Source organism: Dyella flagellata, from assembly GCF_030160275.1.
Classification (GTDB): Bacteria; Pseudomonadota; Gammaproteobacteria; order Xanthomonadales; family Rhodanobacteraceae; genus Dyella_B; species Dyella_B flagellata.
On record NZ_BSOA01000014.1, the window covers coordinates 155,843 to 181,845 of the forward strand.

Sequence of the window (26,003 nt, forward strand, 5' to 3'; positions counted from 1 at the left end):
CTGTGCTTGCCGGGGCGACTCAGGGGCCGGTTGACGACGCGCCGGCGCACAATCCATACTCATGCGTATGGAATCCAGTCCCTCCAACCGCACTTCGTTCAACACGGCCGATGGCCTGTCCTTGGCTGTGGACGTACGCCACCCCTCGGGCGAGCCGACATTGTTGTTTGCGCACGGTTTCGGCCAGACCCGTGGTGCGTGGAATGCGGCTGCGGCGACGCTCGCAGCGCGCGGTTGCCGCTGCGTATCCTTCGACAGCCGCGGCCACGGCGAAAGCGCGCGGGTGCCGAATGGCGACTATCACATGCAGCCCTTCGTCGATGACCTGCTCGCACTCGCTCATGCGCAGCCGCAACCACCGATGCTCGTGGGCGCTTCCATGGGCGGTCTGCTAGGCCTGGTCGCGGCCGGTGAAGTGCGACCTTCGCCGTTCCGTGCGCTGGTGCTGGTGGACATCACGCCACGTTGGGAAACCGCCGGGGTCGAACGTATTCTCGCTTTCATGCAGGCGCATCCAGACGGCTTCGCCAGCTACGCCGAAGCGGCGGAGCAGATTGCCGCCTATTTGCCGCAGCGTCGAGAACGCAAGAGCGAGCAGCAACTGCGTCCCTTGTTGCGCGAAGGCGCGGATGGCCGCTTGCGCTGGCACTGGGACCCGGCCTTGCTGGCCGGCGAGCTGATCAGCGAGTGCGAACGCTACCAGCCGCGCCTGTTCGAAGCGGCAGCCAAAGTCGAAGTGCCGGTGCTACTGCTTTCCGGCGAGCGCAGCGACGTCGTCTCGCAGAGCACCGTCGAAGAATTCCTTGCGCTGGTACCGCACGCGCGGCATGCCGAAGTACCTGGCGCCACCCATATGTTGGCCGGGGATGCGAATGACGCGTTCACGGCCGCGATCGCAGGCTTCATCGGAAGCCTGGAGCCTGCCTTTCGTCCCCGCGGCGAAGGCGAAGCAACCTGCCATGAGGTGTTGAAATGTCCGTAATACTGACCGTGTTGGCCGCGCTGGTTGCGACCGGCGCCTGCGCTTATCACCGCAGCAGTCTGCGCACATGGGCGATTGCCACGATTGCCGCCACTTTCGTCGTGGGCCTGCTCGCGCACGCTCTGATCACGATGGTGATCCTGCTGATCATCGAGCTGGCGATTGCGGTGCCGTTGTTGAATCTGGGATTTCGCCGCAAACAGATCAGCGCACCGTTGCTGAAGATCTTCGCCAAAGTGACGCCGAAGCTCTCCGATACCGAGCAGACTGCGCTGGAAGCAGGCACCGTCGGCTTCGAGGGCGAGCTGTTCTCCGGCAAGCCGGACTGGCACGAACTGCTCAAGCAGCCCAAGCCTGAGTTGAGCGTGGAAGAAAAAGCCTTCCTCGACGGCCCGGTCGAACAGTTGTGCGGCATGCTCGACGACTGGCAGATCACGCATGAATTGGCCGACCTGCCGCCGGAAGTGTGGGAGTTCATCAAGAAGCACAAATTCTTCGGCATGATCATTCCGAAGCAGTACGGCGGCCTGGGCTTCTCCGCGCTGGCGCATTCGGCGGTGTTGCAGAAGCTCGCCAGCATGTCGGCCACCGCCGCTTCCACGGTCGCCGTGCCCAATTCGCTTGGTCCGGCTGAATTGCTGCTGCATTACGGCAGCGACGAGCAAAAGAACTACTACCTGCCGCGCCTGGCGCTGGGCGAAGAAATCCCGTGTTTCGCGCTCACCGGTCCGTACGCGGGTTCCGATGCGACTTCGATTCCCGATTATGGCGTGGTCTGCAAGCAGGTGGTCGATGGGGTCGAAACGCTTGGCATGCGCCTGAATTTCGACAAGCGCTACATCACCTTGGCGCCGATCGCCACTGTGGTTGGATTGGCTTTCCGCTTGTACGACCCTGAGCATCTGCTGGGCGACAAGGAAGATCTGGGCATCACGCTCGCGCTGCTGCCGCGCAGCACCCCGGGCCTGGAAATTGGCCGCCGGCATTTGCCATTGAACATCCCGTTCCAGAACGGACCGGTGCGCGGCAAGGAAGTGTTTGCGCCGATGTCGACCTTGATCGGTGGGCCGCACATGGCCGGCCATGGTTGGCGCATGCTGGTGGAGTGCTTGTCGGTGGGGCGTGCGATTTCGCTGCCTTCCAATGCGACCGGTGGTGTGCGCATGGCGGTGGCGGGCACTGGCGCCTACGCACGTATGCGCAAGCAGTTCGGTCTGGCCGTGGCGCGTTTCGAAGGTGTGGAAGAAGCGCTGGCGCGTATCGGCGGTCTCACTTATGCCACTGCCGCGTTGTCGCGCGCGACGGCGGCAGCGGTCGATCGCGGCGAGAAGCCGGCCGTGCCTTCGGCGATCGCCAAGTATCACGCGACCGAATGGGGCCGTGCCGTCGCGGGCGACGCCATGGACGTGCACGGTGGCAAGGCCGTGCAGCTTGGCCCGAAGAATTACGCCGGCCGTGCCTGGCAGGGCGTGCCGATCGCGATCACAGTCGAAGGCGCGAACATCATGACGCGCAGCTTGATGATTTTCGGTCAGGGCGCGATCCGCTGCCATCCGTACGTGTTGAAGGAAATGCAAGCGCTGTCGATCGAGGACTACAGCGAGCGCCTGAAAGCGTTCGACCGCGCCTTGTTCGGACATCTCGGCTTCGGCGTTTCCAATGCCGTACGCAGCTTCGTGCTCGGCATCACTGGTGCGCGCATCGGCGATTCGGCGGGCGATGCCTATGTGCGCCGCTACTATCGCAAACTCAACCGTTATTCCTCCGCCTTGGCGTTGTGTGCCGACACCTTCATGGGCGTGCTGGGCGGCAAGCTGAAGTTCAAGGAAAAACTTTCCGCGCGCCTGGGCGACGTGCTGAGCTATCTGTATATCGCCAGCGCCATGCTGAAGCGTTACGAGGATACCGGCCGACCGGAGGCGGACCGTCCGCTGCTGGCCTGGGCATTCCATGAGTGCATGTGGCGCACGCAGATGGCACTGGACGGCGCAATCCGCAATTTCCCGGTGCGCCCGGTGTCCTGGCTGTTGCGCGGCCTGGTGTTCCCCTTCGGCCGCCGCGAAGTGCCGCCGTCGGATCGTCTGGGTCGCCGGGTCGCCGCGCTCATCACCGCACCCGGTGAAGCGCGCGATCGCCTGCTGGAATGGGCTTACCTCACGCCAACTTCCAATAACACCGTGGGTCGCATGAACGAGCTGCTGCCGGATGTGATCGCTGCCGAGCCGGTGGAGCGCAAGTTCCTCAAGGCGCAGAAGGCCGGCCAGTTCAAGTCGCACGACTATCTTGGCCAGCTGGATGAGGCGATGCGGTCGGGCGTGATCGACCATTCGGAGGCCGCCTTGCTCAAACGGGTGCGTGAAGGCGTGTTCGAGTTCATTTCGGTGGATGATTTCGATCCGGCTGAGCTACAGTCGGCGATCACCCGCAAGAGCGCCAAGAAGCTGGCCGATGCGGCGTAGGCTGACATGAATCGTAGGCTGGGATGACAATCCCGGCTTTACCATGCATGCAGCATAAGCAAGGCTGGGATTGTCATCCCAGCCTAGGGTACGTCAACGTCGCAGGAGACTTCATGGGTGCATCGTTGTTGTCCTTGTACCAGCGCATCACCCGCTGGCCTGCCGGCCACTGGCTGTTCTCCCGCGCCGTCTGCCTGCGCGCCCCTTACTTCGCCACCATCGCCCCGTTGTTCGTCGCCCTGGAGCCGGGGCGCTGCGAGGTGCTCATGCGCGATCGCCGGCGCGTGCATAACCATATCGGCACCGTCCATGCGATCGCACTCTGCAACCTGGCCGAATTGTCCGCGGGCGTCATGGCGGAGGCGACGATTCCGGCCGATGCGCGCTGGATACCCAGGGGCATGAGCGTGGAATACCTCAGCCGGGCGAAGGGCAGCATGCATGCCGTGGCGACACCGGAAGCGCAGCTTGAGGCCGTGGATGCCGCCAGAGACTGGCCAGTGCGGGTGGAGGTCACCGATCCGACTGGAACGCCGGTGTTCCGCGCCCGCATCACGATGTGGGTGTCGCCTCGCAAGAAGGCGTGACGGCGCGCGACCTGCGGGAGCGCACGATGCTTTTGCGGCGCAATGCGGTCAGCAGCAACACCACCGAAACCGATGTGCACACCAGCAACGCCACCACAGAGGCTTCCGCGCCGAACGCACCGCCGCTCAGCCAGTCTGGGCCAGTGCGCGAGGACAGCAACCAACCCTTGCCGCCGGTACCAGACACTGGGATGCCGTAGATCGTCCCTTGTGTGATGTTCCATGCAGCGTGCAGGCCCACGCATGCCCATAGAGTGCGTGTCACATGGAAAACCAGGGCGAGCAGAATGCCCGCTTCGATGGCGATGGCCAGCGAGCTCCATAGCGTGGCGCCGGGATTGAAGATGTGCGCACCGCCGAAAAAAACGGCGGAAATCGCCAGCGCCCACCAAGTGCCAAGACCCTCTTCGGCGATGCGGAACAGGACCCCGCGCGTGACGATCTCTTCGCCAATGCCGGCGCCGACACCGGCAAGCAACACTTCGGGCAGCCAGTCCACCTGAGCATTGATACCAAGCACGTGATAGCTGCCGCACAGCCACAGTATGCCTACCACGGTGCTGAAGATCAGGAAGCCCGCCAGCAGGCCGGCCAGGCCATAGGTGGGAAGCGCGCGCAAGGACAGTTCGCGTGGTGACCGGTGTTCGACGAGGCAGACCAGAACCAGGTAGGCAATGACAGTGGCGACAAGCTCCATCGTCATGAGGCCGAGCGCGCGCTGCAGTGGTGCTACCGATTTGCCCATCCAGCCTATTGCAGCCAGGATGTCATGCATTGCATAGCCGACACCAAAGGTGATGGCGGCGAAGATTACGATGCGCGCCACTGGCGAATAGACCAGCCAGCGCTGCCATGCGGGCGCTGACGGCGGTGTACGAAAGGCGATGTCTTCGGACATGGCGAATCTCCCGTGAGTGGTTACTCAGGCCAAGTTGCGGTCCTCGTTCGGCGTGGCGTTGCGGGTCACGTCGGCGCCAGCGCGCAGCCGTTTTTGCCGCTCTCCTTGACTTGGTACAGCGCACGATCGGCGGCTTGGATCAAGGTCTCGTCAGAATCGATTTTTTCGCTCCACAGCGCGATGCCGATGCTGGCGCTCACGTGGGCCAGGAAAGCACCGTGTTCGCCCTGCAGCTGGTACGGCTGCGCCAGCACCTGGCAAATCGACTGGCAGCGCTTCAGCAGCGGCTCAAGCTCGGCGGCGCCTTGGAAGATCAACGCGAATTCATCGCCGCCCAGGCGCGCCGCCGTATCGTCGGCACGCACCTGGCCGGTCAATCGCGAGGAAATCGCCTGCAAGAGCGCATCTCCAGCCGGATGGCCGTAGGTATCGTTGACCGCCTTGAAGCCATCGATGTCGACCAGCGCCAGCGCGAAGGGAATGCCGTGCAGCAGGCTGTATTGCACCGCCGAGCGCAGCCGCTCATGAAACAGCATGCGATTGGGCAGCCCGGTCAACATGTCGTGGGTGGCCTGGTGGCGAACCTGTGCTTCGGCGCGCTGGCGCTCGCCGATCTCGGCCTGCAATTGCTGGTTGCGGGCGGACAACTGCTCGAGCGTCTCCTGCAATTGCATGCGCGCGTTGTGCAGTTCCAGGAATACACGTACTTTGGATTTGAGGATCGTGTCGTTGATCGGCTTGGCGATATAGTCGACCGCGCCGGAGCTGTAGCCTTTCAAGCGGTTGATATCGTCTGCATAGGCGGCGGTAACGAAGATCACCGGTGTATCGCGCAGGTGCTCGGTTTCGCCAAGCAGTTGCGCGACTTCGAAGCCATCCATGTCCGGCATGTTCACGTCGAGCAGGATCAGCGCGAACTGCTGGTCCAGGCAGGCCGCCAGCGCAGCGTTGCCGTTGCTGGCTTCCACCAGTTCCGCGCCGCAGTCGGCCAGCAGATGGCGCATGGCGATCAAGTTGGCGCGAGTGTCATCGACGACCAGGATCTTGGGAATGTGAGTATTCATGTAGGGAGCCTCTGATCTATTCCTACGTACCCGTCACCGCACTGTATGCGCGCCTCGCTTCGCCCCGTCGGGGAGTATGTCTAGACGGCGGGGCGAAGCGAGGCGCGCATACAGTGCGGCCCCAGCATTTTAAATTTTGACGACGGGGTGACGTCCAGAAGGCCCGCAGGCTGTGCCCCGCGGCTTGAACAGACGGCCAGTCTGCCCTGTGCCGCGCGACCCACCCTGCGGGCCTTCTGGACGTCATGCCGGGCACGTAGGAATAGATCAGAGGCTCCCTAGACAGAGTCGATTGAGCAGGGGGGCGATGTCCGGGAGAGGAAGGCAGTAATCCGCGCCGGCCATATCGAGCGCGGCTTGCGGCATGGCGGTGGCTTCGGCATCGGTGGGAGACTGCACGATGGCGACTCCGCCGAGTTCGCGAATGCGCTGCAGACCCGCGGCGCCATCGGCATTGGCGCCCGTCAGGATCACGCCGATCAGGGCCTGGCGCCAAACCTCGGCGGCGGAACAGAACAGCACGTCGATGGAAGGGCGCGAATAGTTCACGCGAGGATCGGCCGACAGGGCGAAATGCAGATCGCTTTCCACCAGCAGATGGTATCCGGAGGGCGCGAGGTGTACGACACCGGCTTGTACCGGTTGGCGCTCGACCGCTTCGATCACCGGCAACACCGACATGCGCCCCAACACGTCTCCCAGGATGTCCATCGCGTCGGACCGGTGGCAGCACACCAGCACGGATTGCCGCAGCCTGGCGTCGAGCGCGCCGAGCAGGGTCATCAGAGCATCCACGCCGCCCGCCGAACAGCCGATCGCGATGGCGGCGGGGGTGGTCATTCGGCAATATCGTCCAGATGGCTGGCGAGCCGGTAGATGCGCTGCGGTTCGCTGAACGGCACGAAGGCCTGCGCGATCGGAGAGCGGTCTATGTTCTCGCGCACGCCCAGGCAAAGGAAGCCGGCGCGCACCAGGCTGTCGCGAAACAACGACAGCGCGCGATTCTGCAGCGTGTTGGAAAAATAGATCAGCACGTTGCGGCACAATATCAGGTGCGCCTCGCAAAAGACGCCGTCGGTAGCCAGATTGTGCACGGCGAAGGTCACGTTCCGGCGCAGGCGCTGGTTGAGCTTGAGTAACTTGTAGCCGGCGCTGCAGTAATCGGCCAGTGAGCGCCGGCCACCGGCGGCCTGGTAGTTGCGCGACCACTGCTGGGCCTCCTGGGCCGGATAAATGCCCTCGCTGGCGCGTTGCAACGCGCGGTCGCTGAGATCGGTGGCGAAGATCTGCGTTCGCTCGTACAGCCCGGCCTCTTCCAGCAGGATCGCCAGGGAATACACCTCCTGCCCGTGCGCGCACCCCGCCTGCCAGATGTTGATCTGCGGATAGGAGGCCAGCAGCGGAAACACCTGCTCGCGCAACGCTAGGAACATGGCCGGATCGCGGAACATGTCCGACATCGGCACGGTTAGGCCTTCCAGAACACGCGGCAGCATCGCCGGCTCGTGCAGCATGCGTTCGGTCAGGCCGGTAATGGTCTTGCATTCGAGCTGATCGACCAACAGATGCACGCGGCGCTTGAGCGAAGCGGGCGCGTATTGGGTGAAATCGTGCCCGTGGCGCTTTTGCAGCGCCTGGACGAAGAGTTCCATTTCGATGCTGTCCAGCTCCGGGGCGTCCATGGGCACAGTTCCCTCAGGTCAGTTGCGCAGCCACATGCGCATCAGCGAAGCCAGTTTATCCACGTCGATCGGCTTGGACAGGTAATCGTTGGCGCCTGCTTCCAGGCAGCGTTCGCGGTCGCCACGCATGGCCTTGGCGGTGAGCGCAATGATTGGCAGGCTGGCGAGATTCGGCTGGGCGCGGATCGCTCGCGTTGCCTCGTAGCCGTCCATGCCGGGCATCATGATGTCCATTAGCACAAGTTCGACCTGCGGATTTTCGGCCAGCACCTGCAAGGCTTTCTGGCCGTCCTGCGCCATGCTTACGCGGATGCCCCAGTCGCGCAGCACTTTGGACAGCGCAAACAGGTTGCGCATGTCATCGTCCACCAGCAGGACGTTGCGATCGCGCAGGCCGTCATGGCTGGGTGCGGGGCCGGGGCTGCCGGGTGGTTGCCTGGTGTCGCGAATGCTGTGCAGGAACAGGCTGACTTCATCCAGCAGGCGCTCGGGCGAGCGGGCGCCCTTGATGACGATGCTGTCGGTGTACTGGCGCACCGCCAGGTTTTCTTCGCGGCTCAATTCACGTCCGGAATACACCACCACCGGCGGAATGCTACCTCCCGCGGCGAGCTGCTCTAGCAGTTGGAGGCCGGACATGCCGGGCAGGTTCAGATCGAGCACGATGCAGTCGTAGCCGGTGGCGGCGATCTTTTCCAAGGCCTGCTCGCCACTGCGGGCTTCATCCACTTTGACGTCGTCGTCCACGCCGAGCAGGTCGCGCACGGCGCCTCGTGCGGCGTCGTCGTCGTCGACCACCAGCAGGTGACGTGTGCGGCCCTTGGCGAAATGCAGCAGCCGCTCGAATGCCTGGTTGATGGCCTCCCGCGAGACCGGCTTGGTAAGAAAGCCCACCGCACCCAGCTCGCGTCCGCGACTGGCATCGTCGGTAGCGGTAAGAAAGTGCACGGGAATATGCCGGGTGGCCGGATCGGCCTTCAGCCGCTCGATCACCGTCCAGCCGTCCATGCCAGGCAGCATCACGTCGAGCAGGATACCGATCGGATGATAGCGCCGCGCCAGCTCCAGCCCGGCCTCGCCGTTCGGCGCATGCAGCATGTGATGGCCCTTCTGCCGCACCATGTCGGCCAGGATGCGCGCGAAGGCCGGGTCGTCTTCCACGATCAGGATCACGCTTTCGCCCGGTGTAATGCGTTCGCGATCGTCACGCACGCCTTCGGCAGGCAGCAGGGCGCGCGTCACTGGGCGTGGTGTGGATGGTTGGGTGACGGTTGCCGCCGACGCCTTGGTGGCGATGGAGGTACCGGCGCTTTGCTCGGGCAGGAGCAGCACGAATTCGCTACCTTGTCCGACTTCGCTGCGCAACAGGATGTCGCCGCCCATCAGGCCGGCCATGCGCCGTGAAATGCTCAGGCCCAGGCCGGTGCCGCCGAATTGCCGGCTAGTGCTGCTGTCGGCCTGTTCGAACGCGTTGAAGATGCGTTCCAGCTTGTCCGCCGCCACGCCGATACCGGTGTCCTTCACGCTGATCGCCAGCAGCGGCTTGCCCTGTGCCGATTCCGGTACCGGCAGCTCGCTGCTAGGCCGGCCGATGTGCACGCGGACGCTACCTTGCTGGGTGAATTTAAACGCGTTGCCGAGCAGGTTGTTGGCGATCTGCTCCAGCCGGGTGGGGTCGGTGTGGATGACTTCCGGCAGGCCCTCGTCCATCGTTACCTGGTAATCGAGCTTTTTCTCGCGCGCCACGTGGTCGAAATTGCGGCGCAAGTTGCGCACCAGACTTTGCAGCGGGTAATCGACCAGCGACAGTTCCATCTTGCCCGCTTCGATCTTGGACAAGTCGAGAATGTCGTTGATCAGGCGCAGCAGGCCCGAGCCCGAGTCGTGAATGATGCGGGCCGACTCCACTTCTTCCTCGTCCAGATGGCCTTCGCGATTGTCCGACAGGCTGCGCGAAAGGATCAGCAGGCTGTTCAGCGGCGTGCGCAGCTCGTGCGACATATTGGCCAGGAATTCGCTCTTGTACTGACTGGCGCGCGCCAGCTCCTCGGCCTTCTGTGCGGTATCGTGCTGCAATTCCTCGACCTGCTGCTTCTGCTGGCGCAGCGATTCGGTGATCAGGCGCAATTCTTCGTTCGAAGCCTGCAGCTCATCGGCCTGCACACGCAGCTCTTCCTCCGATGCCAGCAGGCGCTGGGATTGCTCTTCCAGTTCGATGGTCTTGCTTTGCAGGGTGTCGTTGGCGGCACGCAGCGCTTCCTGCTGCTGGCGCATCGTGACGGAAGAAATGCGCAGTTCGTCCGCCTGTTCGCGCGTCTGCTCCAGCAATTGCTCGGTGTTCACAGTGCGATTGAGGTTTTCCAGCGTCAAGGCTGCGAGCGGAAGCAGCTCTTCCAGCAATTGCTCGTGATGGGCCGCGGGCGCGGCAAAGCCGGCAAATTCCAGCACGCCCACCAGCTGGTCGCGCACCATCAGCGGCAGGATGGTGAGGTGGCGTGGCAGGGCCGAGCCGCCACCCCAGTCGATGCGCAGATAGTTCGCCGGCACGTCGTCCAGTACGATGGCATGGCGGGAGGCGGCGCATTGGCCCACCAGGCCCTCACCCGGCATATAGGCATCCGGACTGTTCTGCATGCGCAGCCCGTAGCTGCCCAACAGGTCGAGCCGCTGGCGCGATTCGTCAAAACCGTAGAACAGGGCCACGCCACTGTTGATCAACGGCGCCAGCTGGTCCACGAACCTTTCCGCGAACTCGCGATGGTTGGTCGCCGACTGCAGGCTGGTGGAAATCGCCGTGACGTGGGCCTTGAGCTGAGCCTGCTCGTGCGTCTCGACCACCATGCTCTTGAACACCTGCAGGGCGCGCGAGATTTCGCCGATTTCATCGCGTCGCTCGACGCCGCGAATCGGGATGTTGTGATCATGGTTGGCCAGCCGGGTCATCGACTCGCCCAGTCGGCGGATTGGGCGCGCCACCATGCGTGAGGTCAGCGAGATCACCAGCAGGCCGATGACCAGTTCAAACAGCGTACTGGCGATGTCGATATAGCGAGTCTTGTTCAGCTGACTGTCCGCGCGCTCTACGCGCGAGGCAAGCAATTGCCGTTCGGTCACGACCATCTCGTCAAGCACGGCCATGTAGTCTTCGACATGCACGGTGCGATGCGTCAGGTAGTTCTCCCTGATGGGCGCGATCTCCGCGGCAAGTGCCTGCTTGTCAGTGGCCTTGACCGACGCCAAGGGCCTGTAAACCATGTCCTGTACTTCTTGGTCCCAGCGCAGGGACAGCATCTTGATCCGGTCGACGCGCGACTGCTGCAGCGGATTGTCCGCGCTCATCTGCTGCAGTTGTGCCAGGTCGGCCTGGAACATCGCATCGCTGCTCTTGGCGCGTTCCAGTTCATTGGCATCCTGGGTGAGCATGAAGCCGCGCAAGCCTATCTGCCCGGACAAGGCGGTGCGTTGCAGCCCTTCGATCTGCTGGATGACCTGATAGGTGTGTTCCACCCACTGCCGCGTTTCCAGCTGCAGGTTGCCTGACACGACGTCGATCAGGCTGTCGATGAAGAACAGTCCGAGCAGCAGCCCTATCCCAAGAATGATCTTGTAGCGGATGGGCAGGTGCGCCAGCCAGCCGTACTTCCTTGGAGTCGGAGCCGCTTCGGAGCTGACCATGCGAAATCCCGCTTAAGTTGACGATTGGATATGCCGCGCCCCCTGATCGGACGGCGGCCCCCTTGCCAATCAGATTAGCGAGATGCCTGGCCGGGCGGTACTGCCCGGCAAAAAATGACGATTATGTGAAGGCTGTTCGGCGGCCAGCGTTCAAACCTCGACGGAAGCGGCGTGCTCGCGTGTGGCGGAGAAGCGCACAGCGGGCGATCGCTCCTGCGTCAGTTGCAAGTTCACGCGCGAGGGCGCCAGGTAGACCAGCTCGCCGGCCGCATCGATGGCCAGGTTCATCGCGTTCTTCTCGCGGAATTCTTCCAGCTTCTTGGCGTCGTCGCAGTGCACCCAGCGGGCGGTCACCACGCCGACCGGTTCGAAGCTGGCGTCCACGCCGTATTCGTCCTTAAGCCGGTACGCCACCACGTCGAACTGCAGCACGCCCACCGCGCCCAGGATCAGATCATTGCTCATCAGCGGGCGGAAGAACTGCGTGGCGCCTTCCTCGGAAAGCTGGGCCAGGCCCTTCTGCAGCGCTTTCATTTTCAAGGGATCGCGCAGGCGCGCGCGGCGGAACAATTCCGGCGCGAAGTTGGGGATGCCGGTGAAGCTCACTGCTTCGCCCTCCGTGAAGGTATCGCCGATGCTGATGGTGCCATGGTTGTGCAGCCCGATTACATCACCCGGATAGGCGCTTTCGACGATCTCGCGATCGCTCGCCATGAAAGTGAGCGCGTTGGCGATGCGCACTTCTTTGTTGGTGCGCGTCTGAAGCATTTTCATGCCGGCGGTATAGGTGCCCGAACAGATGCGCATGAAGGCGACACGGTCGCGATGCGCCGGATCCATGTTGGCCTGGATCTTGAACACGAAGCCGGTGAGCTTTTCTTCCGCCGGTTTGATCTCGCGCGAAAGCGTAGCGCGCGAGCGCGGCTCGGGCGCGTGTTCCACGAAGAAATCCAGCAGCAGCTGCACGCCAAAGTTGTTCACCGCCGAACCGAAGAATACCGGGGTCAGCTTGCCGGCGTGGTATTGTTCCAGGTCGAACGGATGCGAAGCGCCCTGGATCAGTTCCAGCTCCTCGCTCAGCTCGTTCAAGGCTTCCGTGCCGATAGCCTGTTCCAGCCCCGGCGCATTAAGGCCCTTGAAGATGGTCGAATCCTGGCGCGTGAAATTCTTGCCTTGCTCGAACACGTGCACTTCGTCCAGCAGCAGGTGGTACACGCCCTTCAGCCGCTTGCCCATGCCGATCGGCCAGGTCAGCGGCGCACAGGCGACGCCGAGCACGGACTCCACTTCGTCCAGTAGTTCGATCGGCGAGCGGCCTTCGCGGTCGAGCTTGTTGATGAAGGTCATGATCGGGGTGTCGCGCAGCCGGCACACTTCCATCAGCTTGATTGTGCGCTCCTCCACGCCCTTGGCGCAGTCGATCACCATCAGCGCCGAGTCCACCGCGGTAAGCACGCGATAGGTGTCCTCGGAGAAGTCCGCATGGCCCGGCGTGTCGAGCAGATTGACGATCTTGCCCTCGTAGGGGAACTGCATCACCGAGGAGGTCACCGAAATGCCGCGTTCCTTCTCCAGCGCCATCCAGTCCGAAGTGGCGTGGCGCGCGGCCTTGCGGCCTTTCACCGAGCCGGCCATCTGGATCGCGCCGCCGAATAGCAGCAACTTTTCCGTCAGCGTAGTCTTGCCCGCGTCGGGGTGGCTGACGATGGCGAAGGTGCGGCGGCGTTGGGTTTCTTGCAGATGGATGGACATGGGGGGTTGGGCTGGCAGGCGAACCGCGTATTGTAGCCCGGATGGCCCATCGGGGCGCGTGAGCTGGGATGGTCATCCCAGCGCAGGTTTCACCGCTGAAGCTTTCCCGGCCGCAACCGTCTTTCGCTGCGCAGCACATAGAGAACGAATACACGCTCGCCGTCAATGCGGTAAATGATTCGACAAGGAGGTTCAACAATCTGGCGATAACGCCAGCCTTTCAATTCCTGTGGCTTTGAACCGCTTTCCGGGTGCTCGGCCAGCTGATCGACATGCGTGAAAACACGCTCGACGAGTTTGCGCGCGGCCTCCGGGTTGTCCAGTGCGATGTAGTCGGCGATTTCGTCCAGCTCGCTCAGGGCCGGCTCGGTCCAAGCTACTTCAGCCATCGGCCCAGGCGTTCCTTCGCCTGCTCGTGCGAGAGCGTACGCCCTTCCTCCACCGCGCGTTCCCCGCGTGCGATGCCTTCCAGCAGCTTCATGCGTTGCTGCATGGTTTCGAAAGACTCGACGTCAACCAGATAGGCGCTAGGCAGGCCATGCTGGGTAATCAGGATGGGCTCGCGGTCGCGCTCCAAGTCGGCCAGCAGTTCAGTGGCCTGTCGCTTGAGGGTGGTGACTAGTTCGGTGCGCATGTGAGTGATACTAGAGTGTCACTCAAAGGGCTGCAAGGCCGGTGTGCCCGGTTACAAAAAAGCCCAGGGATCGCTCCCTGGGCTTGGGCTTTCCGAGACGGCAGCGAAGGCTTACTTCGCTTCCTTCTCCATCAGCTTGGCGACCATGCTCGCCGGCACTTCCTCGTAATGATCGAAGATCATCGAGAAGGTGCCGCGGCCGCTGGTGGCCGAACGCAGGAAGTTGATGTAGCCGAACATTTCCGCCAGCGGCACGAAGCCCTGTACGAAGGCGTTGGTACCCTTCTGGCCCTGCTCGCTGACCGAGCCGCGGCGACGGTTGATGTCGCCGATCACGTCGCCGAGGTAGTCCGCCTCGGTGACCACTTCCAGCTTCATCACCGGTTCCAGCAGCTTGGGCTTGGACATCTTCTGCGCTTCGCGGAAGCAGGCGCGGCCGGCGATTTCGAAGGCGAGCGCCGAGGAGTCCACGTCGTGGAACTTGCCGTCGATCAGGCGTGCCTTGAAGTCCAGCACCTCGTAGCCGGCCACCTGACCCTGGCGCGATTCCACCGTGATCGCGTGTTCCACCGCCGGGATGTATTCGCGCGGTACGCGACCGCCGACCACTTCGTCGGAGAACACCACACCGCTGCCCGGTTCACCCGGTTCGAAGATGATCTTCACTTCGGCGAACTGCCCCGAACCGCCGGACTGCTTCTTGTGCGTGTAGGTGTGTTCCACCGTCTGGCCGAACGCTTCGCGGAAGCTGACCTTGGGCTTGCCCATGTTCGCTTCCACGCCCAGTTCGGTGCGCATGCGGTCGATGGTGATTTCCAGGTGCAGCTCGCCCATGCCCTTGAGCACGGTCTGTCCGGTTTCCTTGTCCACTTCCATGCGCAGCGACGGATCGGCTTTCACCATCTTGTAGAGCGCGGTGGAGAGCTTGTCGACGTCGTTGCGGCTCTTGGGCTCCACCGCCACGCTGATCACCGGGTCGGGGAAGCGCATGCGCTCCAGCAGCACCGGATGCTGCGGATCGCTCAGCGAATCGCCGGTCTCGGTTTCCTTCAACGAAACGAAGGCGCAGATATCGCCTGCACGCACTTCCTCGATTTCCTTGGTGGCGTTGGCCTGCACTTCCACGATGCGGCCAATGCGCTCCTTCTTGCCACGGGTGACGTTCTGCAGGGTGTCGCCCTTCTTGATCACGCCGGAGTAGATGCGGGTGAAGGTGAGGGTGCCGAACTGGTCGTTGATCACCTTGAAGGCCAGCGCGCGGACCGGGGCGTCGTCCGTGACGGACTGTTCGCCGGTCACGTTGCCGTCTTCGTCCACCATCGAGATGCCGCCGTTCTCGCCCGGATAAGGCATGTAGTCGATCACGCCGTCCAGCATCTGCTGCACGCCCTTGTTGCGATAGGACGATCCGCAGAATATCGGCACCAGCTTGCCGGCCACGCAGCCCTTGCGGATGCACTTCTTCAGCGTTTCCAGTGTCGGTTCCTGGCCGTCGAGGTAGGCGTGCATGGCCTCGTCGTCCATTTCCACGGCGCTTTCGATGCTATGCGCGCGCAGTTCGGCCAGCTGGGACACCCATTCCTTGTCGGCGGTGGTGGTGAATGCCTTGACCTTGGGATGGTCGGCAACCTGGTCCAGCGGGATGGTTTCCCACTTGCTGTCCTTGTCGCTGCTGTCCCAGATATAGCCCGCACCGGCGATCAGGTCGACCATGCCGATGAAGTCGTCGCTGCTGCCCAGCGGTACCTGGCAGAGCACGATATTGGCGCCCAGGCGGTTCTTGATGCCGTCCACGGCGTGTTTGAAGTTCGCGCCGATACGGTCCATCTTGTTGATGTAGCACATGCGCGGCACGTTGTACTGGTCGGCCAGGCGCCAGTTGGTTTCGGTCTGCGGTTCCACGCCGGCCACGCCGTCGAACACCACTACGGCGCCGTCGAGCACGCGCAGGGAGCGGTTCACCTCGATGGTGAAATCCACGTGCCCTGGGGTGTCGATCACGTTGATCTGGTGACCCTTCCACTCGGTCGACACGGCGGCAGACTGAATGGTGATGCCGCGCTTCTTTTCCTGTTCCAGGTAGTCGGTCGTGGTCGAGCCCTTGCCGTCCTTGGTGTCGTGCACGTCGATGATCTGGTGCTTCTTGCCGGTGTAGTACAGGATGCGCTCGGTGGTGGTGGTCTTACCGGCGTCGATGTGCGCGATGATGCCGATGTTGCGATAGAGGTTGAGGGGTTTCTGGCGGGCCACTGTCTTGGTTCCGTAGTAGAAGTCGTTTGTCGATCAGAAATCGTTGCTCTCCCCGAGGGGAGAATGAAAAGCTGGGCGGGTCGTCCTTGGCTCCGCAGCGTACGTATCAAATGTGTATGCCTCGTTGCCGGCCGGGCGCGTTCATGGCGCTGGATCGGCTAGCAAATCTTCATAGAAGGCACCGAACGGTTCGCTCGGGTGGGCAATCTGGATTTCAAGTATCCACAAACCCTTGCGGGGGGTGTGGTCGAGATCCCCAAGATTGCCGCCCTTGTGCACCGAGTGCGGAAAGTCGCTCACCCGATGCCCTTTGATGGCATGGTTGAAGCGCCAGCCCATCGCCTCGGCACGCTCGAACGCGTAATTATAAAGCTTTTGACCGTCCCAGCCCTCATGGCGCCATTTTTTGGCGACATCCTGGAACAAATCACGTGCAGCCTGCGCGCAAGCCTCCCGTTCGGGCGCATGGCCAACCACGAAAGTATCGCCGACATCGCCCTCGTGCCCACTGAATACCAAGCCCAGATCGATGAAATAGCTATCGTTTTCGCCTAGTCGCACACCTGGTTGAGAGGCTTCGCGGTAGGTCTTGGTGGTATTCGGGCCGATGCGGATGATTACCGGATGCCACAGCCGTTCCAGGCCCAGCGCCTCGAACACCTGCGAGGCTTCGGCGCGAGCTTCGTCCTCATTAATGCCCGGTCGCATGCGCTCGCGAATGCCTTGCAGCGCCTGCCAGCTCAGTTCGCGTGCGCGCTGCATCAGCGCATGGTCGAACGGCTGGCCGACAGCTTCGCGATCGTGCTCGTGCATGTCAGGCCGCCAGTACCAGGGCAAGGCCGATGGCGGCAGGGAGCCCCTGTATCCATAGGACCTTGCGCGTAGCGGTCAGGCCGCCGTACAGACCTGCTACCAGCACGCAGGCAAGGAAGAACAGCTTCACGTGCGTACCTTCCGGGCCGCCGAGGATCAATCCCCAGCCCAGGCCGGCCGCGAGAAAGCCGTTGTACAGGCCTTGGTTGCCGGCCAGTACCTTGGTCTGTGCGGCGAATTCGGGCGTGATGCCGAACGCACGCAGGCCTGTGGGTTTGTCCCACAGCAGCATTTCCAGGATCAGGAACCATACGTGCATCAGCGCGATGATCGTGACCACGATGCCGGCGAGGGTGGACATGGCGAGACTCCCGGCGCTCAGGCCAGTGCGTGGCCGAATTGCTGTTTGAATTCGGCGGCGAACTGGTCGTAGGTAAAGTGCTGGTTCTGGGTGCCGGGGTGCTCCACTTTCAGCGCACCCATCAGCGAGGACATGCGGCCGATGGTGGGCCAATCCATGCCCTTCATGACGCCGAAGATCAGGCCAGCCCGGTACGCATCGCCGCAGCCGGTCGGGTCCACCACCGCGCGCTCGCGCGCCGCCGGGATCTCATGCGTGCTGCCTTCGGTATGGATCAGCGAGCCGCGCGGGCCCAGCGTCACCACATAGGCCTTCACACGCGAGGCGATTTCCTGTGCGTTCCAGCCGGTGCGCTGTTGCAGCAGCTGGGATTCGTAGTCGTTGACGATCACATAGGTGGATTTTTCGATCATTGCCCGGAATTCCTCGCCGTTGAACAGCGGCATGGCCTGGCCGGGATCGAACACGAACGGTACCCCGCGCGCGGCGAATTCATCCACATGCTGCAGCATGGCTTCGCGGCCATCAGGAGCGACGATGCCGAAACTGACGTCGGGGATGTTGCGCACGTGGTTGGCATGGGCGCTGGACATCGCGCCCGGGTGGAACGCGGTGATCTGGTTGTTGTCCAGGTCGGTGGTGATGAAGCACTGCGGGGTGAACTGGTCTTCGAACACGCGGATGCCATCCATGCGGATGCCGCAGCGCGTGAGGTGCTCCCGGTAGGGGGCGAAATCCTGGCCCACCGCCGCCACCGGCAGGGGATCGCCGCCCAGCAGCTTGAGGTTGTAGGCGATGTTGCCGGCGCATCCGCCAAATTCGCGGCGCATTTGCGGCACCAGGAACGACACGTTCAGGATGTGCACCTGGTCGGGCAGGATGTGCTTCTTGAACTGGTCCTGGAACACCATGATGGTGTCGTAGGCAAGCGATCCGCAGATGACGGCAGACATGGTGATTGGCAATCCCGGCTGAGTTGGCAAACGCATCATCGTAGCGGTTGAGCGGGGAACGGGAAACAGGCGGCCCGCTGGTCTGGGCTGCCTGGCCGGGCTTCCTAGGCTCCCCCTTCCACTGCTGCGCCTCACATTTGCCCTTAAAAAACCGCATTCTTAACGCCAATGTCCTTGCGGAATAGGGGTTTGCTGACTAGACTGGCGCGCTTACTTTTTAGCCAGAGTCGATGCGCGGCGGACCCATGTTCAAGAAGTTTCGCGGGATGTTTTCCAACGATGTTTCCATCGACCTTGGTACAGCCAATACGCTTATTTACGTACGGGGCCAGGGCATCGTCCTAAACGAACCTTCCGTCGTGGCGATCCGTCAGGATCGCGGCCCGGGCGGTCCTCGCACCGTCGCGGCCGTAGGCGGCGACGCCAAGCGCATGCTGGGCCGCACCCCCGGCAACATCGCCACTGTGCGTCCGATGAAGGACGGTGTCATCGCCGACTTCACCATGACCGAGGCGATGCTGCAGCACTTCATCCGCCAGGTGCATCGCTCGCGCCTGTTGCGCCCCAGCCCCCGCGTACTGGTCTGCGTGCCGTGCGGCTCCACTCAGGTGGAGCGCCGCGCGATCAAGGAGTCGGCCGAAGGCGCCGGCGCCCGCGACGTGTTCCTGATCGAGGAGCCGATGGCTGCCGCGATCGGTGCCGGTATCCCGGTGCACGAGGCCCGCGGCTCGATGGTGCTGGACATTGGCGGGGGTACCTCCGAAGTGGCGGTCATCTCGCTGAACGGCATCGTCTACTCGCAGTCGGTGCGCGTGGGTGGCGACCGCTTCGATGAGGCCATCATCAACTACGTGCGGCGCAACCACGGCACGCTGATCGGCGAATCCACCGCCGAGCGCATCAAGCTGGAGATCGGCTGCGCCTTCCCGCAGAGCCAGGTCAAGGAGATCGAAATCTCCGGCCGCAACCTGGCTGAGGGCGTGCCGCGCATGTTCACGGTCAACTCCAACGAAATCCTGGAAGCCTTGCACGAGCCGCTGGCCGGCATCGTTGCGGCGGTGAAGTCGGCGCTGGAGCAGACGCCGCCGGAGCTGTGCTCCGACGTGGCCGAGCGCGGCATCGTGCTCACCGGCGGCGGCGCGCTGCTGCGCGACCTGGATCGCCTGCTGTCCGAGGAAACCGGCTTGCACGTGCAGGTGGCGGACGATCCGCTGACCTGCGTGGCCCGTGGCGGCGGCAAGGCGCTGGAGCTGATCGATCAGCACGGCAGCGATTTCTTTGCCCCTGAATAATCGGCGCGCAGAGGTGTAGGACATGCCGCTCGCGCGCGAGGAATCCTCGCCCCTGTTCGCCGGCACCGCCGCCGGGACCCTGCGGCTGATGTTCTATCTGGCCCTGGCGATGGTGCTGATGGTGTTGGACCATCGCAACGGCTGGCTGTGGCGGCTGCGCTATGCCACCGCGATCGTGGTCGAGCCGGTATACCGCCTGGCAAGCCTGCCTGCCGACGGCTTTCACGCGCTCAGCGTCGCCTTTGCCGACCGCCGCCTGCTTACCGAGCAGAACCAGCACCTGCGCGAAGACCTGCTGCTGGCCAATGCCAAGCTCAATCGCATGGCCGCGGTGGCCGAGCAGAACCAACGCCTGAAGGAACTGCTGGACACCCAGCATAGTCTGGAATTGCACGTGCAGATGGCGCGGGTCATCGGCGTGGACATGGGCGCCTACCGGCATCGCATGATGATCAACCTTGGCGCCCGCGACGGTATCAAGGCCGGCCAGCCGGTGATCGATGCTCACGGCGTAGTGGGGCAGATCGTCGATGTGCTGCCCAATTCCGCCGCGCTGATGCTGGTGACCGACCCGGACCACGCCGTGCCGGTGATGATCCAGCGCACCGGCCTGCGCACCATCGCCTATGGTTCGCGCAACGGCCAGCAGCTCACTTTGCCCAACGTACCCATGGCAGCCGATCTGCATGAGGGCGACAAGCTGCTCACTTCCGGCCTCGGCGGGCGCTTTCCACAGGGCTTCCCGGTAGGCGAAGTCACCAGCGTGGGGCCTTCCCCCAGCGGCATGTTCCTGGAAGCGCACGCCCAGCCGAGTGCCGATCTGGATCGCGCCGACGAGGTGCTGGTGCTGCATGACCTGCCCGAGCCGGCCGGCCCGCCGCCGCCGGTGACGCCGGCAGGTCCTCCGGCCAGCGATGCACCCGCGCCGGCGTCCACGGCGCGGCCGCCCGCTGCTGCGCCGACTGCAACAGGCAAGCCCGCTGCTGCACAAACCGCCGGGACTCCTGCGACATGAGCCGGCAGCGACTGTCCTTCTGGTGGTTCGTCGGCACGCTCGCAGCGGCGCTGCTGCTGATGCTGGTGCCATTGCCGCACGTGCTGGATGCTTTCAAGCCCTATTGGCCCGCATTGGTGCTGCTGTACTGGGCGCTTGAATCGGGCGAACAGCGCGTCACGCTGGGTCTCGCGTTCGTCTTCGGCCTGTGCGCGGATCTGCTGACCGGCGTATTGCTCGGCGAACAGGCCGTGCGCTTGTGCGTGCTGGTCTTCATCGCCTTGCGCTTCCGTTCGCGCCTGCGTTTTTTCCCGATGTGGCAGCAGACCCTGGCGGTGCTGGCCTTGTTGCTCAACGACCGCTTCCTGCTGCTGGTGGTGCGGGCCTTTGCCGGCGAATCCACGCCGCCGGCGCTGTGGTGGACATCGCCGTTCATCAGCGCGCTGCTGTGGCCGTTCCTGTTCCTGCTGCTTGATGATTTGCGGATGCGGTTGAGGCTGCAATGAAGCCGGCAGCAAAACGCCTGCGCATCTACAAGGACTCGCGTGGCGAAGGCGAGGCATTCCGGCGCCGCGCCTTGGCGGGTTTCGCGTTGATCCTGCTTGGCTTGTGCGCGCTGGTGGGGCGCTATGTGTTCCTGCAGGTGCTGCGGCACGACGAGTTCGCCCTCCGTTCGGTCAACAACAGCGTGAAGCCGCGTGCGATTCCGCCGGCGCGTGGCCTGATCTACGATCGCAATGGCGTGCTGCTGGCCGACAACGTGCCGGCGTTCCGGCTTGAAGTGGTGCCCGAGCAGATTCGCAACATGAACCAGTTGCTGGCGCAGCTGGGCTCGGTGATTGCGCTAGACCAGGACGACCTGGACGCCTTCCGCAAGCAGCTCAAGCAATCGCGGCGCTACGACAGCGTGCCGCTGAAGATGCGCCTGACTGAGGACGACATTGCGCGCTTTGCCGTGAACCGCTGGCGCTTCCCGGGCGTGGACGTGGTGCCGTACCTCACACGCCAATACACGCTGGGCCCGTTGTTCGCGCATGTCATCGGCTACGTCAGCCGCATCGACGCGGACGATCTGCAAAACCTCGATGCCGACCGCTACAAGGGCACCACGCACATCGGGCGCACCGGCGTGGAGCGCTCGTACGAGGATATGCTGCATGGTTCGCCCGGCTACGAACTGGACGAGGTGAACGCCGACGGGCGCATCCAGCGCGTACTGAAAACCGATCCGCCCAAGCCAGGCAAGAACCTCTACCTGAGCATCGACGCGCGCATCCAGAAAGCGGCGCAGGATGCGTTCGAGGGGAGGGCCGGCGCTGCCGTGGCCATCGATCCGCGCAACGGCCAGGTGCTGGCCATGGTGAGCGTGCCATCGTTCGATCCGAACCTGTTCGTCAACGGCATCAGCTCCGCCGATTACAAGGCACTGCTCAACGCACCTGACAAGCCGCTGATCAGTCGACCGTTGCGTGCAGCCTTTCCGCCCGGCTCGACGGTCAAGCCGTTCATGGCTCTGGCCGGCCTGGAGTATGGCGTGCGTACCCCGCAGGACTCGGTGTTTTCCAGCGGTGTGTTCTACATCCCCGGACAGGCGCGCGGCTATCGCGATGACCAGCGTTACGGCGTGGGTACCACCAACCTCTACAAAGCGATCTACGCTTCAGTCAACACATACTTCTACAAGCTTGCCCTGGACTTGGGGATCGATCGCATCAGCGACTTCATGAGCTCGTATGGATTTGGACATCCCACTGGCGTCGACCTGCCGGGCGAAGCGCCAGGCATCGTCCCTTCGCGCGTGTGGAAAGCCAAGCATTCACCCAAGGAACGTACCTGGTATCCCGGCGAGACGGTCATCGCAGGTATCGGCCAAGGCTACTGGTCGGTTACCGCATTGCAGCTGGCCCATGCCTTGGCGACGTTTGCCGGCCGCGGTGTGCCTTATGCGCCGCGCGTAGTGATGTCGACCGGGGATGTCGGCACGCCGCAGGTGCCGCTGCCCAATCCGCCTACCGGCCCGTCCTTGATGAAGAACATGAAAGACTGGGAGGCGGTGAACGAGGGCATGCAGATGGTCATCTACAGCAATGACCCGACCTCGACCGGTTTTCGCGCCAAGCTGGGCAATGGCTTCCCGTATCGTATTGCCGGCAAGAGCGGTACCGCCGAGCGTTACTCGCGCAAAAGCAATGCGTATGACGAAAACAAGAATGCTGCCTATCTGGCCGCGCGCCACCGTGCCTGGTTTGAAGCCTTTACACCGGCGGAAAATCCGCGCATTGCCGTAGCCGTCGTGCTGGAGGCGGGTGCGTGGGGTGCGGAGGATTCGGGGCCGATCGTACGCAAGATTCTAGATGCATGGCTGGCTGCGCAGGGCGGCGCGGTGCCGCCGAGCACGCCGCTGCAGGAATCCGGCCTGCCGGCCGCTCCGGCTTCCACGCAGACACCGGAAGACCTTCCGCAGGGCGACATTCCTGCCCCGGACAGTTCCACCGGTGAGGACAACACGCCATGACGCTCGATGTCCTGCGCCTGCGCATGCATCGTTTTTTTCGGCGTATGTGGACGAGGCCGCGCATTGATCTGCCGTTGGCTTTTGCACTGCTGATGCTGTGTGGTGTCGGCCTGACCACCCTATACAGCGCTGGTGATGGCAACCTCGGCCTGGTTGGCGGGCAGGCCGCGCGCTTCGTGCTTGGCTTCGCGTGCATCCTGCTGATGTCGCGCATCCCGCCTTCGGCGCTGCGCAACTGGACACCCTGGCTCTACGCCGGCAGCGTGATGCTGCTGCTGGTGGTGGCGGTGCTGGGCCAAGGCCGCGGTGCGGATCGCTGGTTGAACCTTGGCATCATGCGCTTCCAGCCGTCGGAGCTGGTCAAGCTCACCATGCCGATGATGGTGGCGTGGTACCTGCATCCGCGCCAGTTGCCGCCGCGCTGGAAGGACATCATCGCGGTGGGCGCCATGATCGGCATTCCGGCCGGCCTGATCGCCCATCAGCCGGACCTGGGCACGGCCTTGCTGGTTGCGGCGGCCGGCGGCTTTGCGCTGTTTCTTTCCGGCATGGCCTGGTGGCGCATCGGCTTGCTGCTTGCCGGCGCGGCGGGCATGGTGCCGGTCGCCTGGCATTTCATGCACCAGTACCAGCGCGACCGCATCCTCACCATGATCAACCCCGAATCCGATCCGCTCGGCAACGGCTGGCACATCATCCAGTCGCAGATCGCGGTGGGTTCGGGCGGCATCTTTGGCAAGGGCTTCGAGCAAGGCACGCAATCGCGCCTGGACTTCCTGCCCGAACACACCACCGACTTCATCTTCGCCGTGTTCTGTGAGGAATTCGGCTTGATCGGCGTCTGCGCGATCCTGGTGTTGTACGCCTTCATCATCGGCCGTTGCCTATGGATCGCCATGCAGGCCAAGGACACCTACTCGCGCCTGCTCGCGGGCGCAATCGGCATGAGCTTCTTCGTCTATGTGTTTGTCAACGGCGGCATGGTGGCCGGCCTGCTGCCGGTGGTCGGCGTGCCGATGCCGATGGTCAGCTATGGCGGTACTTCGGCGGTGTCGCTGTTGCTGGGTTTCGGTGTGTTGATGTCGATCCACGCCAACCGCAAAGTTCATGACTGACGCCCCTGCAAAAACGCGCATGCGTGCTACGCTCCGCCCCATGAAGGGAAAGATCATTTCTACGCTGGCAGCGCTGTGTTTCGCGCTGCCGCTTGCCGCATGGGCCGAGCACCCGGGGCAAGCCCAACTGGTCAGCGAAGTGGCGAAGGATACCGGCAAGGATCCGGCCGCCTTGAACGCCTTGCTTGATGGCGCGAAGCGGCAGCAAAGCATCCTCGATGCGATCAGCCGCCCGGCCGAAGCGAAGCCGTGGGGCGAGTACCGTCAGATTTTCCTCACCCCCGCCCGCATCGATGCAGGCATCCGCTTCTACCTCGATCACCAGGCGCTGCTGGAGCAGATCGGCAAGAAGTACGGCGTCGCGCCGCAGTACATCGTCGCGATCATCGGTGTGGAAACCTTCTACGGGCGCAACACCGGCAAGTACAAGGTGCTCGATGCGCTGGTGACGCTGGGCCTGTACTACCCGCCGCGCGCCGCGTTTTTCCGCGATCAGCTGAAGACCCTGCTGGAACTGCCCGATACGCAACTCGCCGGCCCCGTCGACACGCTCACCGGCTCCTATGCCGGTGCGCAAGGCTGGGGCCAGTTCATGCCCGGCAGCATTCGCGACTTCGCCGTGGACGAGGACGGCGATGGGCGCATCGACCTGCAAAATTCGCTGCCGGACATCCTTGGCAGCGTGGCCAACTATTTCGCGAAACACGGTTGGGTTGCCGACGGCCCGGTGGCGGCGCGTGCGCAGCCCGATGCGGCGGCCAAAGCGCTGGGCGTGAAGGATGCCAAGCCACAGTGGACGGTGGAACAACTCGAAGCGTGGGGTTATGCGCCGCTGCAGCATCTGGATCCGGGTGCGCCAAGCAGCCTGCAGACGCTGCAAGGGGCGAATGGCCCGGAGTACTGGTTCACCTTCAAGAATTTCCAGGTGATCACCACCTACAACCGCAGCGTGATGTACGCGATGGCGGTTAATCAGCTCGCCCAGGCGATCATCGAAGTCGTCCATGCGCAACAGGGCCAGGAGCGGACGCCCTGATGAAGCTACCCTGGCGCCTGTCCTGGCTGCTGGCGATCACCCTGGTGCTGGCCGGTTGCGGCGGTCATCGCGGCACGCGGCCTTCGTCATCGCATGCCGGTTCAGGCCGGTCCAGCCAGGGTTCCGGTGGCTTCTACGACGACACCAGCAAACCTCAGGGCAGCCGCTATCGCGACGGTACGGACAGCATTCCGGGTGGTCCGCCACCGGACGTGAGCAACTTGCCTGAGCCGGTACCCAAGGTCGAGCCGCGCTCGCTGTATGGCAACAAGTCACCGTACAGCGTCTTGGGTCGCACCTACACGGTGCTGCCCACCGCGCATGGCTACGACGAGCGCGGCATCGCCTCGTTCTACGGCAGCAAGTTCCACGGCTATAAGACCTCGAGCCTCGAGGACTACGACATGTACAAGTTCACCGCCGCCAGCAAGGTGCTGCCGCTGCCGAGCTACGCGCGGGTGACCAACTTGCAGACCGGCAAGAGCGTGATCGTGCGCGTCAACGATCGGGGACCGTTCCACGAGGACCGCGTGATCGACCTGTCCTACGCCGCGGCCGTAAAGATCGGCATCTGGCCCAAGGGCACCGGACTGGTGGAAGTGCAGGGCATCGACCCTTCGGCGCCACCGCAACAGGAGGCGCCGCCACCACTTGTCAGCGCTACGCCAGCCCATCCGCCCAGTATTTACCTGCAGGTTGGTGCATTCTCCGACCTGGTCAACGCCGAGCGCGTCGCGGCACAGTTACGGGTGGCGAATTTTGCGCCGGTGCAGGTGTCTGATGCGACGATAGCCGGCCGCTTGGTACACCGCGTGCGGATAGGGCCGCTGAACGATGTGGACAGCGCCGATCACGTCAGCGCCAAGATTGAACAAATGGGGCTGCCGCAGCCGCAGGTCGCGGTAGACTGAGCGTTTATTAGAAAAAGTAGGGCGCCTCGC

The 26,003-nt window shown here is 63.4% G+C and carries 22 protein-coding genes; 10 read left to right on the top strand and 12 right to left on the bottom strand.

Features of this window, described 5'->3' with window-relative positions; translation table 11 throughout:
- The first annotated feature begins 61 nt into the window (after nt 1-61).
- The 3 genes from QQJ96_RS08550 (at nt 62) to QQJ96_RS08560 (ending at nt 4,028) form a co-directional block, all read left to right on the top strand.
- Nucleotides 62-982, top strand: coding sequence for an alpha/beta fold hydrolase (locus QQJ96_RS08550; RefSeq protein WP_404649442.1), 921 nt, complete (start codon nt 62-64; stop codon nt 980-982).
- The gene (locus QQJ96_RS08555) at nt 973-3,441 is read left to right on the top strand and encodes an acyl-CoA dehydrogenase (protein WP_284331562.1); all 2,469 of its coding nucleotides are present in this window, start codon (nt 973-975) and stop codon (nt 3,439-3,441) included. Before QQJ96_RS08550 ends, QQJ96_RS08555 begins: the two co-directional genes overlap by 10 nt.
- 113 nt (nt 3,442-3,554) lie before the next feature.
- Nucleotides 3,555-4,028: a hotdog fold domain-containing protein gene (locus QQJ96_RS08560; RefSeq protein WP_284331563.1), complete on the top strand. Its 474-nt coding sequence runs from the start codon at nt 3,555-3,557 to the stop codon at nt 4,026-4,028.
- Here QQJ96_RS08560 and QQJ96_RS08565 read toward each other — a convergent pair.
- The 12 genes from QQJ96_RS08565 to QQJ96_RS08620 all read right to left on the bottom strand — a co-directional run bounded on the left by QQJ96_RS08565 (nt 3,994) and on the right by QQJ96_RS08620 (nt 18,110).
- Complete coding sequence (locus QQJ96_RS08565; RefSeq protein WP_284331564.1) at nt 3,994-4,926, bottom strand: CPBP family intramembrane glutamic endopeptidase; 933 nt, start codon at nt 4,924-4,926, stop codon at nt 3,994-3,996. The genes QQJ96_RS08560 and QQJ96_RS08565 overlap by 35 nt on opposite strands.
- Nucleotides 4,927-4,991: 65 nt before the next feature.
- Complete coding sequence (locus tag QQJ96_RS08570; RefSeq protein ID WP_284331565.1) at nt 4,992-5,990, bottom strand: diguanylate cyclase domain-containing protein; 999 nt, start codon at nt 5,988-5,990, stop codon at nt 4,992-4,994.
- Nucleotides 5,991-6,257: 267 nt separating this feature from the next.
- Nucleotides 6,258-6,830 carry a chemotaxis protein CheB gene (locus QQJ96_RS08575; RefSeq protein WP_284331566.1) on the bottom strand — a complete coding sequence of 191 codons (573 nt, stop codon included), beginning with the start codon at nt 6,828-6,830 and terminating at the stop codon, nt 6,258-6,260.
- The gene (locus QQJ96_RS08580; protein WP_284331567.1) at nt 6,827-7,672 is read right to left on the bottom strand and encodes a CheR family methyltransferase; all 846 of its coding nucleotides are present in this window, start codon (nt 7,670-7,672) and stop codon (nt 6,827-6,829) included. Before QQJ96_RS08580 ends, QQJ96_RS08575 begins: the two co-directional genes overlap by 4 nt.
- An 18-nt stretch (nt 7,673-7,690) precedes the next feature.
- A complete protein-coding gene (locus QQJ96_RS08585) occupies nt 7,691-11,347 on the bottom strand; it encodes a response regulator (RefSeq protein WP_284331568.1) in 3,657 nt (1,218 codons plus the stop codon).
- Nucleotides 11,348-11,497: 150 nt separating this feature from the next.
- Nucleotides 11,498-13,099: a peptide chain release factor 3 gene (locus QQJ96_RS08590; protein ID WP_284331569.1), complete on the bottom strand. Its 1,602-nt coding sequence runs from the start codon at nt 13,097-13,099 to the stop codon at nt 11,498-11,500.
- Between the two features lie 89 nt (nt 13,100-13,188).
- On the bottom strand, nt 13,189-13,488 hold the full coding sequence (locus tag QQJ96_RS08595; protein ID WP_284331570.1) for a type II toxin-antitoxin system RelE/ParE family toxin: 300 nt from the start codon (nt 13,486-13,488) through the stop codon (nt 13,189-13,191).
- Nucleotides 13,476-13,733, bottom strand: a complete 258-nt coding sequence (locus QQJ96_RS08600; protein ID WP_284331571.1) for a type II toxin-antitoxin system Phd/YefM family antitoxin — start codon at nt 13,731-13,733, stop codon at nt 13,476-13,478. Before QQJ96_RS08600 ends, QQJ96_RS08595 begins: the two co-directional genes overlap by 13 nt.
- Nucleotides 13,734-13,844: 111 nt before the next feature.
- Nucleotides 13,845-15,983: an elongation factor G gene (fusA, locus tag QQJ96_RS08605; protein WP_284331572.1), complete on the bottom strand. Its 2,139-nt coding sequence runs from the start codon at nt 15,981-15,983 to the stop codon at nt 13,845-13,847.
- Between the two features lie 141 nt (nt 15,984-16,124).
- The gene (locus tag QQJ96_RS08610; protein ID WP_284331573.1) at nt 16,125-16,796 is read right to left on the bottom strand and encodes a M24 family metallopeptidase; all 672 of its coding nucleotides are present in this window, start codon (nt 16,794-16,796) and stop codon (nt 16,125-16,127) included.
- Nucleotide 16,797: 1 nt separating this feature from the next.
- Complete coding sequence (locus QQJ96_RS08615) at nt 16,798-17,157, bottom strand: DUF1304 domain-containing protein (protein ID WP_284331574.1); 360 nt, start codon at nt 17,155-17,157, stop codon at nt 16,798-16,800.
- A gap of 17 nt (nt 17,158-17,174) precedes the next feature.
- Nucleotides 17,175-18,110, bottom strand: a complete 936-nt coding sequence (locus QQJ96_RS08620) for a carbohydrate kinase family protein (protein WP_284331575.1) — start codon at nt 18,108-18,110, stop codon at nt 17,175-17,177.
- Nucleotides 18,111-18,355: 245 nt separating this feature from the next.
- Between QQJ96_RS08620 and QQJ96_RS08625 the strand changes: the two genes are divergently transcribed.
- Genes QQJ96_RS08625 through QQJ96_RS08655 form a run of 7 tightly spaced genes read left to right on the top strand, consistent with a single transcriptional unit; the run spans nt 18,356 to nt 25,973 of the window.
- On the top strand, nt 18,356-19,402 hold the full coding sequence (locus QQJ96_RS08625) for a rod shape-determining protein (protein WP_284331576.1): 1,047 nt from the start codon (nt 18,356-18,358) through the stop codon (nt 19,400-19,402).
- A gap of 22 nt (nt 19,403-19,424) precedes the next feature.
- Nucleotides 19,425-20,417 carry a rod shape-determining protein MreC gene (gene mreC / locus QQJ96_RS08630; protein WP_284331577.1) on the top strand — a complete coding sequence of 331 codons (993 nt, stop codon included), beginning with the start codon at nt 19,425-19,427 and terminating at the stop codon, nt 20,415-20,417.
- Nucleotides 20,414-20,902, top strand: coding sequence for a rod shape-determining protein MreD (mreD, locus tag QQJ96_RS08635; protein ID WP_284331578.1), 489 nt, complete (start codon nt 20,414-20,416; stop codon nt 20,900-20,902). The genes mreC and mreD overlap by 4 nt, the downstream gene beginning before the upstream one ends.
- The gene (gene mrdA / locus QQJ96_RS08640; RefSeq protein ID WP_284331579.1) at nt 20,899-22,911 is read left to right on the top strand and encodes a penicillin-binding protein 2; all 2,013 of its coding nucleotides are present in this window, start codon (nt 20,899-20,901) and stop codon (nt 22,909-22,911) included. Before mreD ends, mrdA begins: the two co-directional genes overlap by 4 nt.
- Nucleotides 22,908-24,026, top strand: coding sequence for a rod shape-determining protein RodA (gene rodA, locus QQJ96_RS08645; protein WP_284331580.1), 1,119 nt, complete (start codon nt 22,908-22,910; stop codon nt 24,024-24,026). Before mrdA ends, rodA begins: the two co-directional genes overlap by 4 nt.
- 40 nt (nt 24,027-24,066) lie before the next feature.
- On the top strand, nt 24,067-25,062 hold the full coding sequence (mltB, locus tag QQJ96_RS08650) for a lytic murein transglycosylase B (protein ID WP_284331581.1): 996 nt from the start codon (nt 24,067-24,069) through the stop codon (nt 25,060-25,062).
- Nucleotides 25,062-25,973: a septal ring lytic transglycosylase RlpA family protein gene (locus QQJ96_RS08655; RefSeq protein ID WP_284331582.1), complete on the top strand. Its 912-nt coding sequence runs from the start codon at nt 25,062-25,064 to the stop codon at nt 25,971-25,973. Before mltB ends, QQJ96_RS08655 begins: the two co-directional genes overlap by 1 nt.
- The last annotated feature ends 30 nt before the right edge of the window (nt 25,974-26,003 follow it).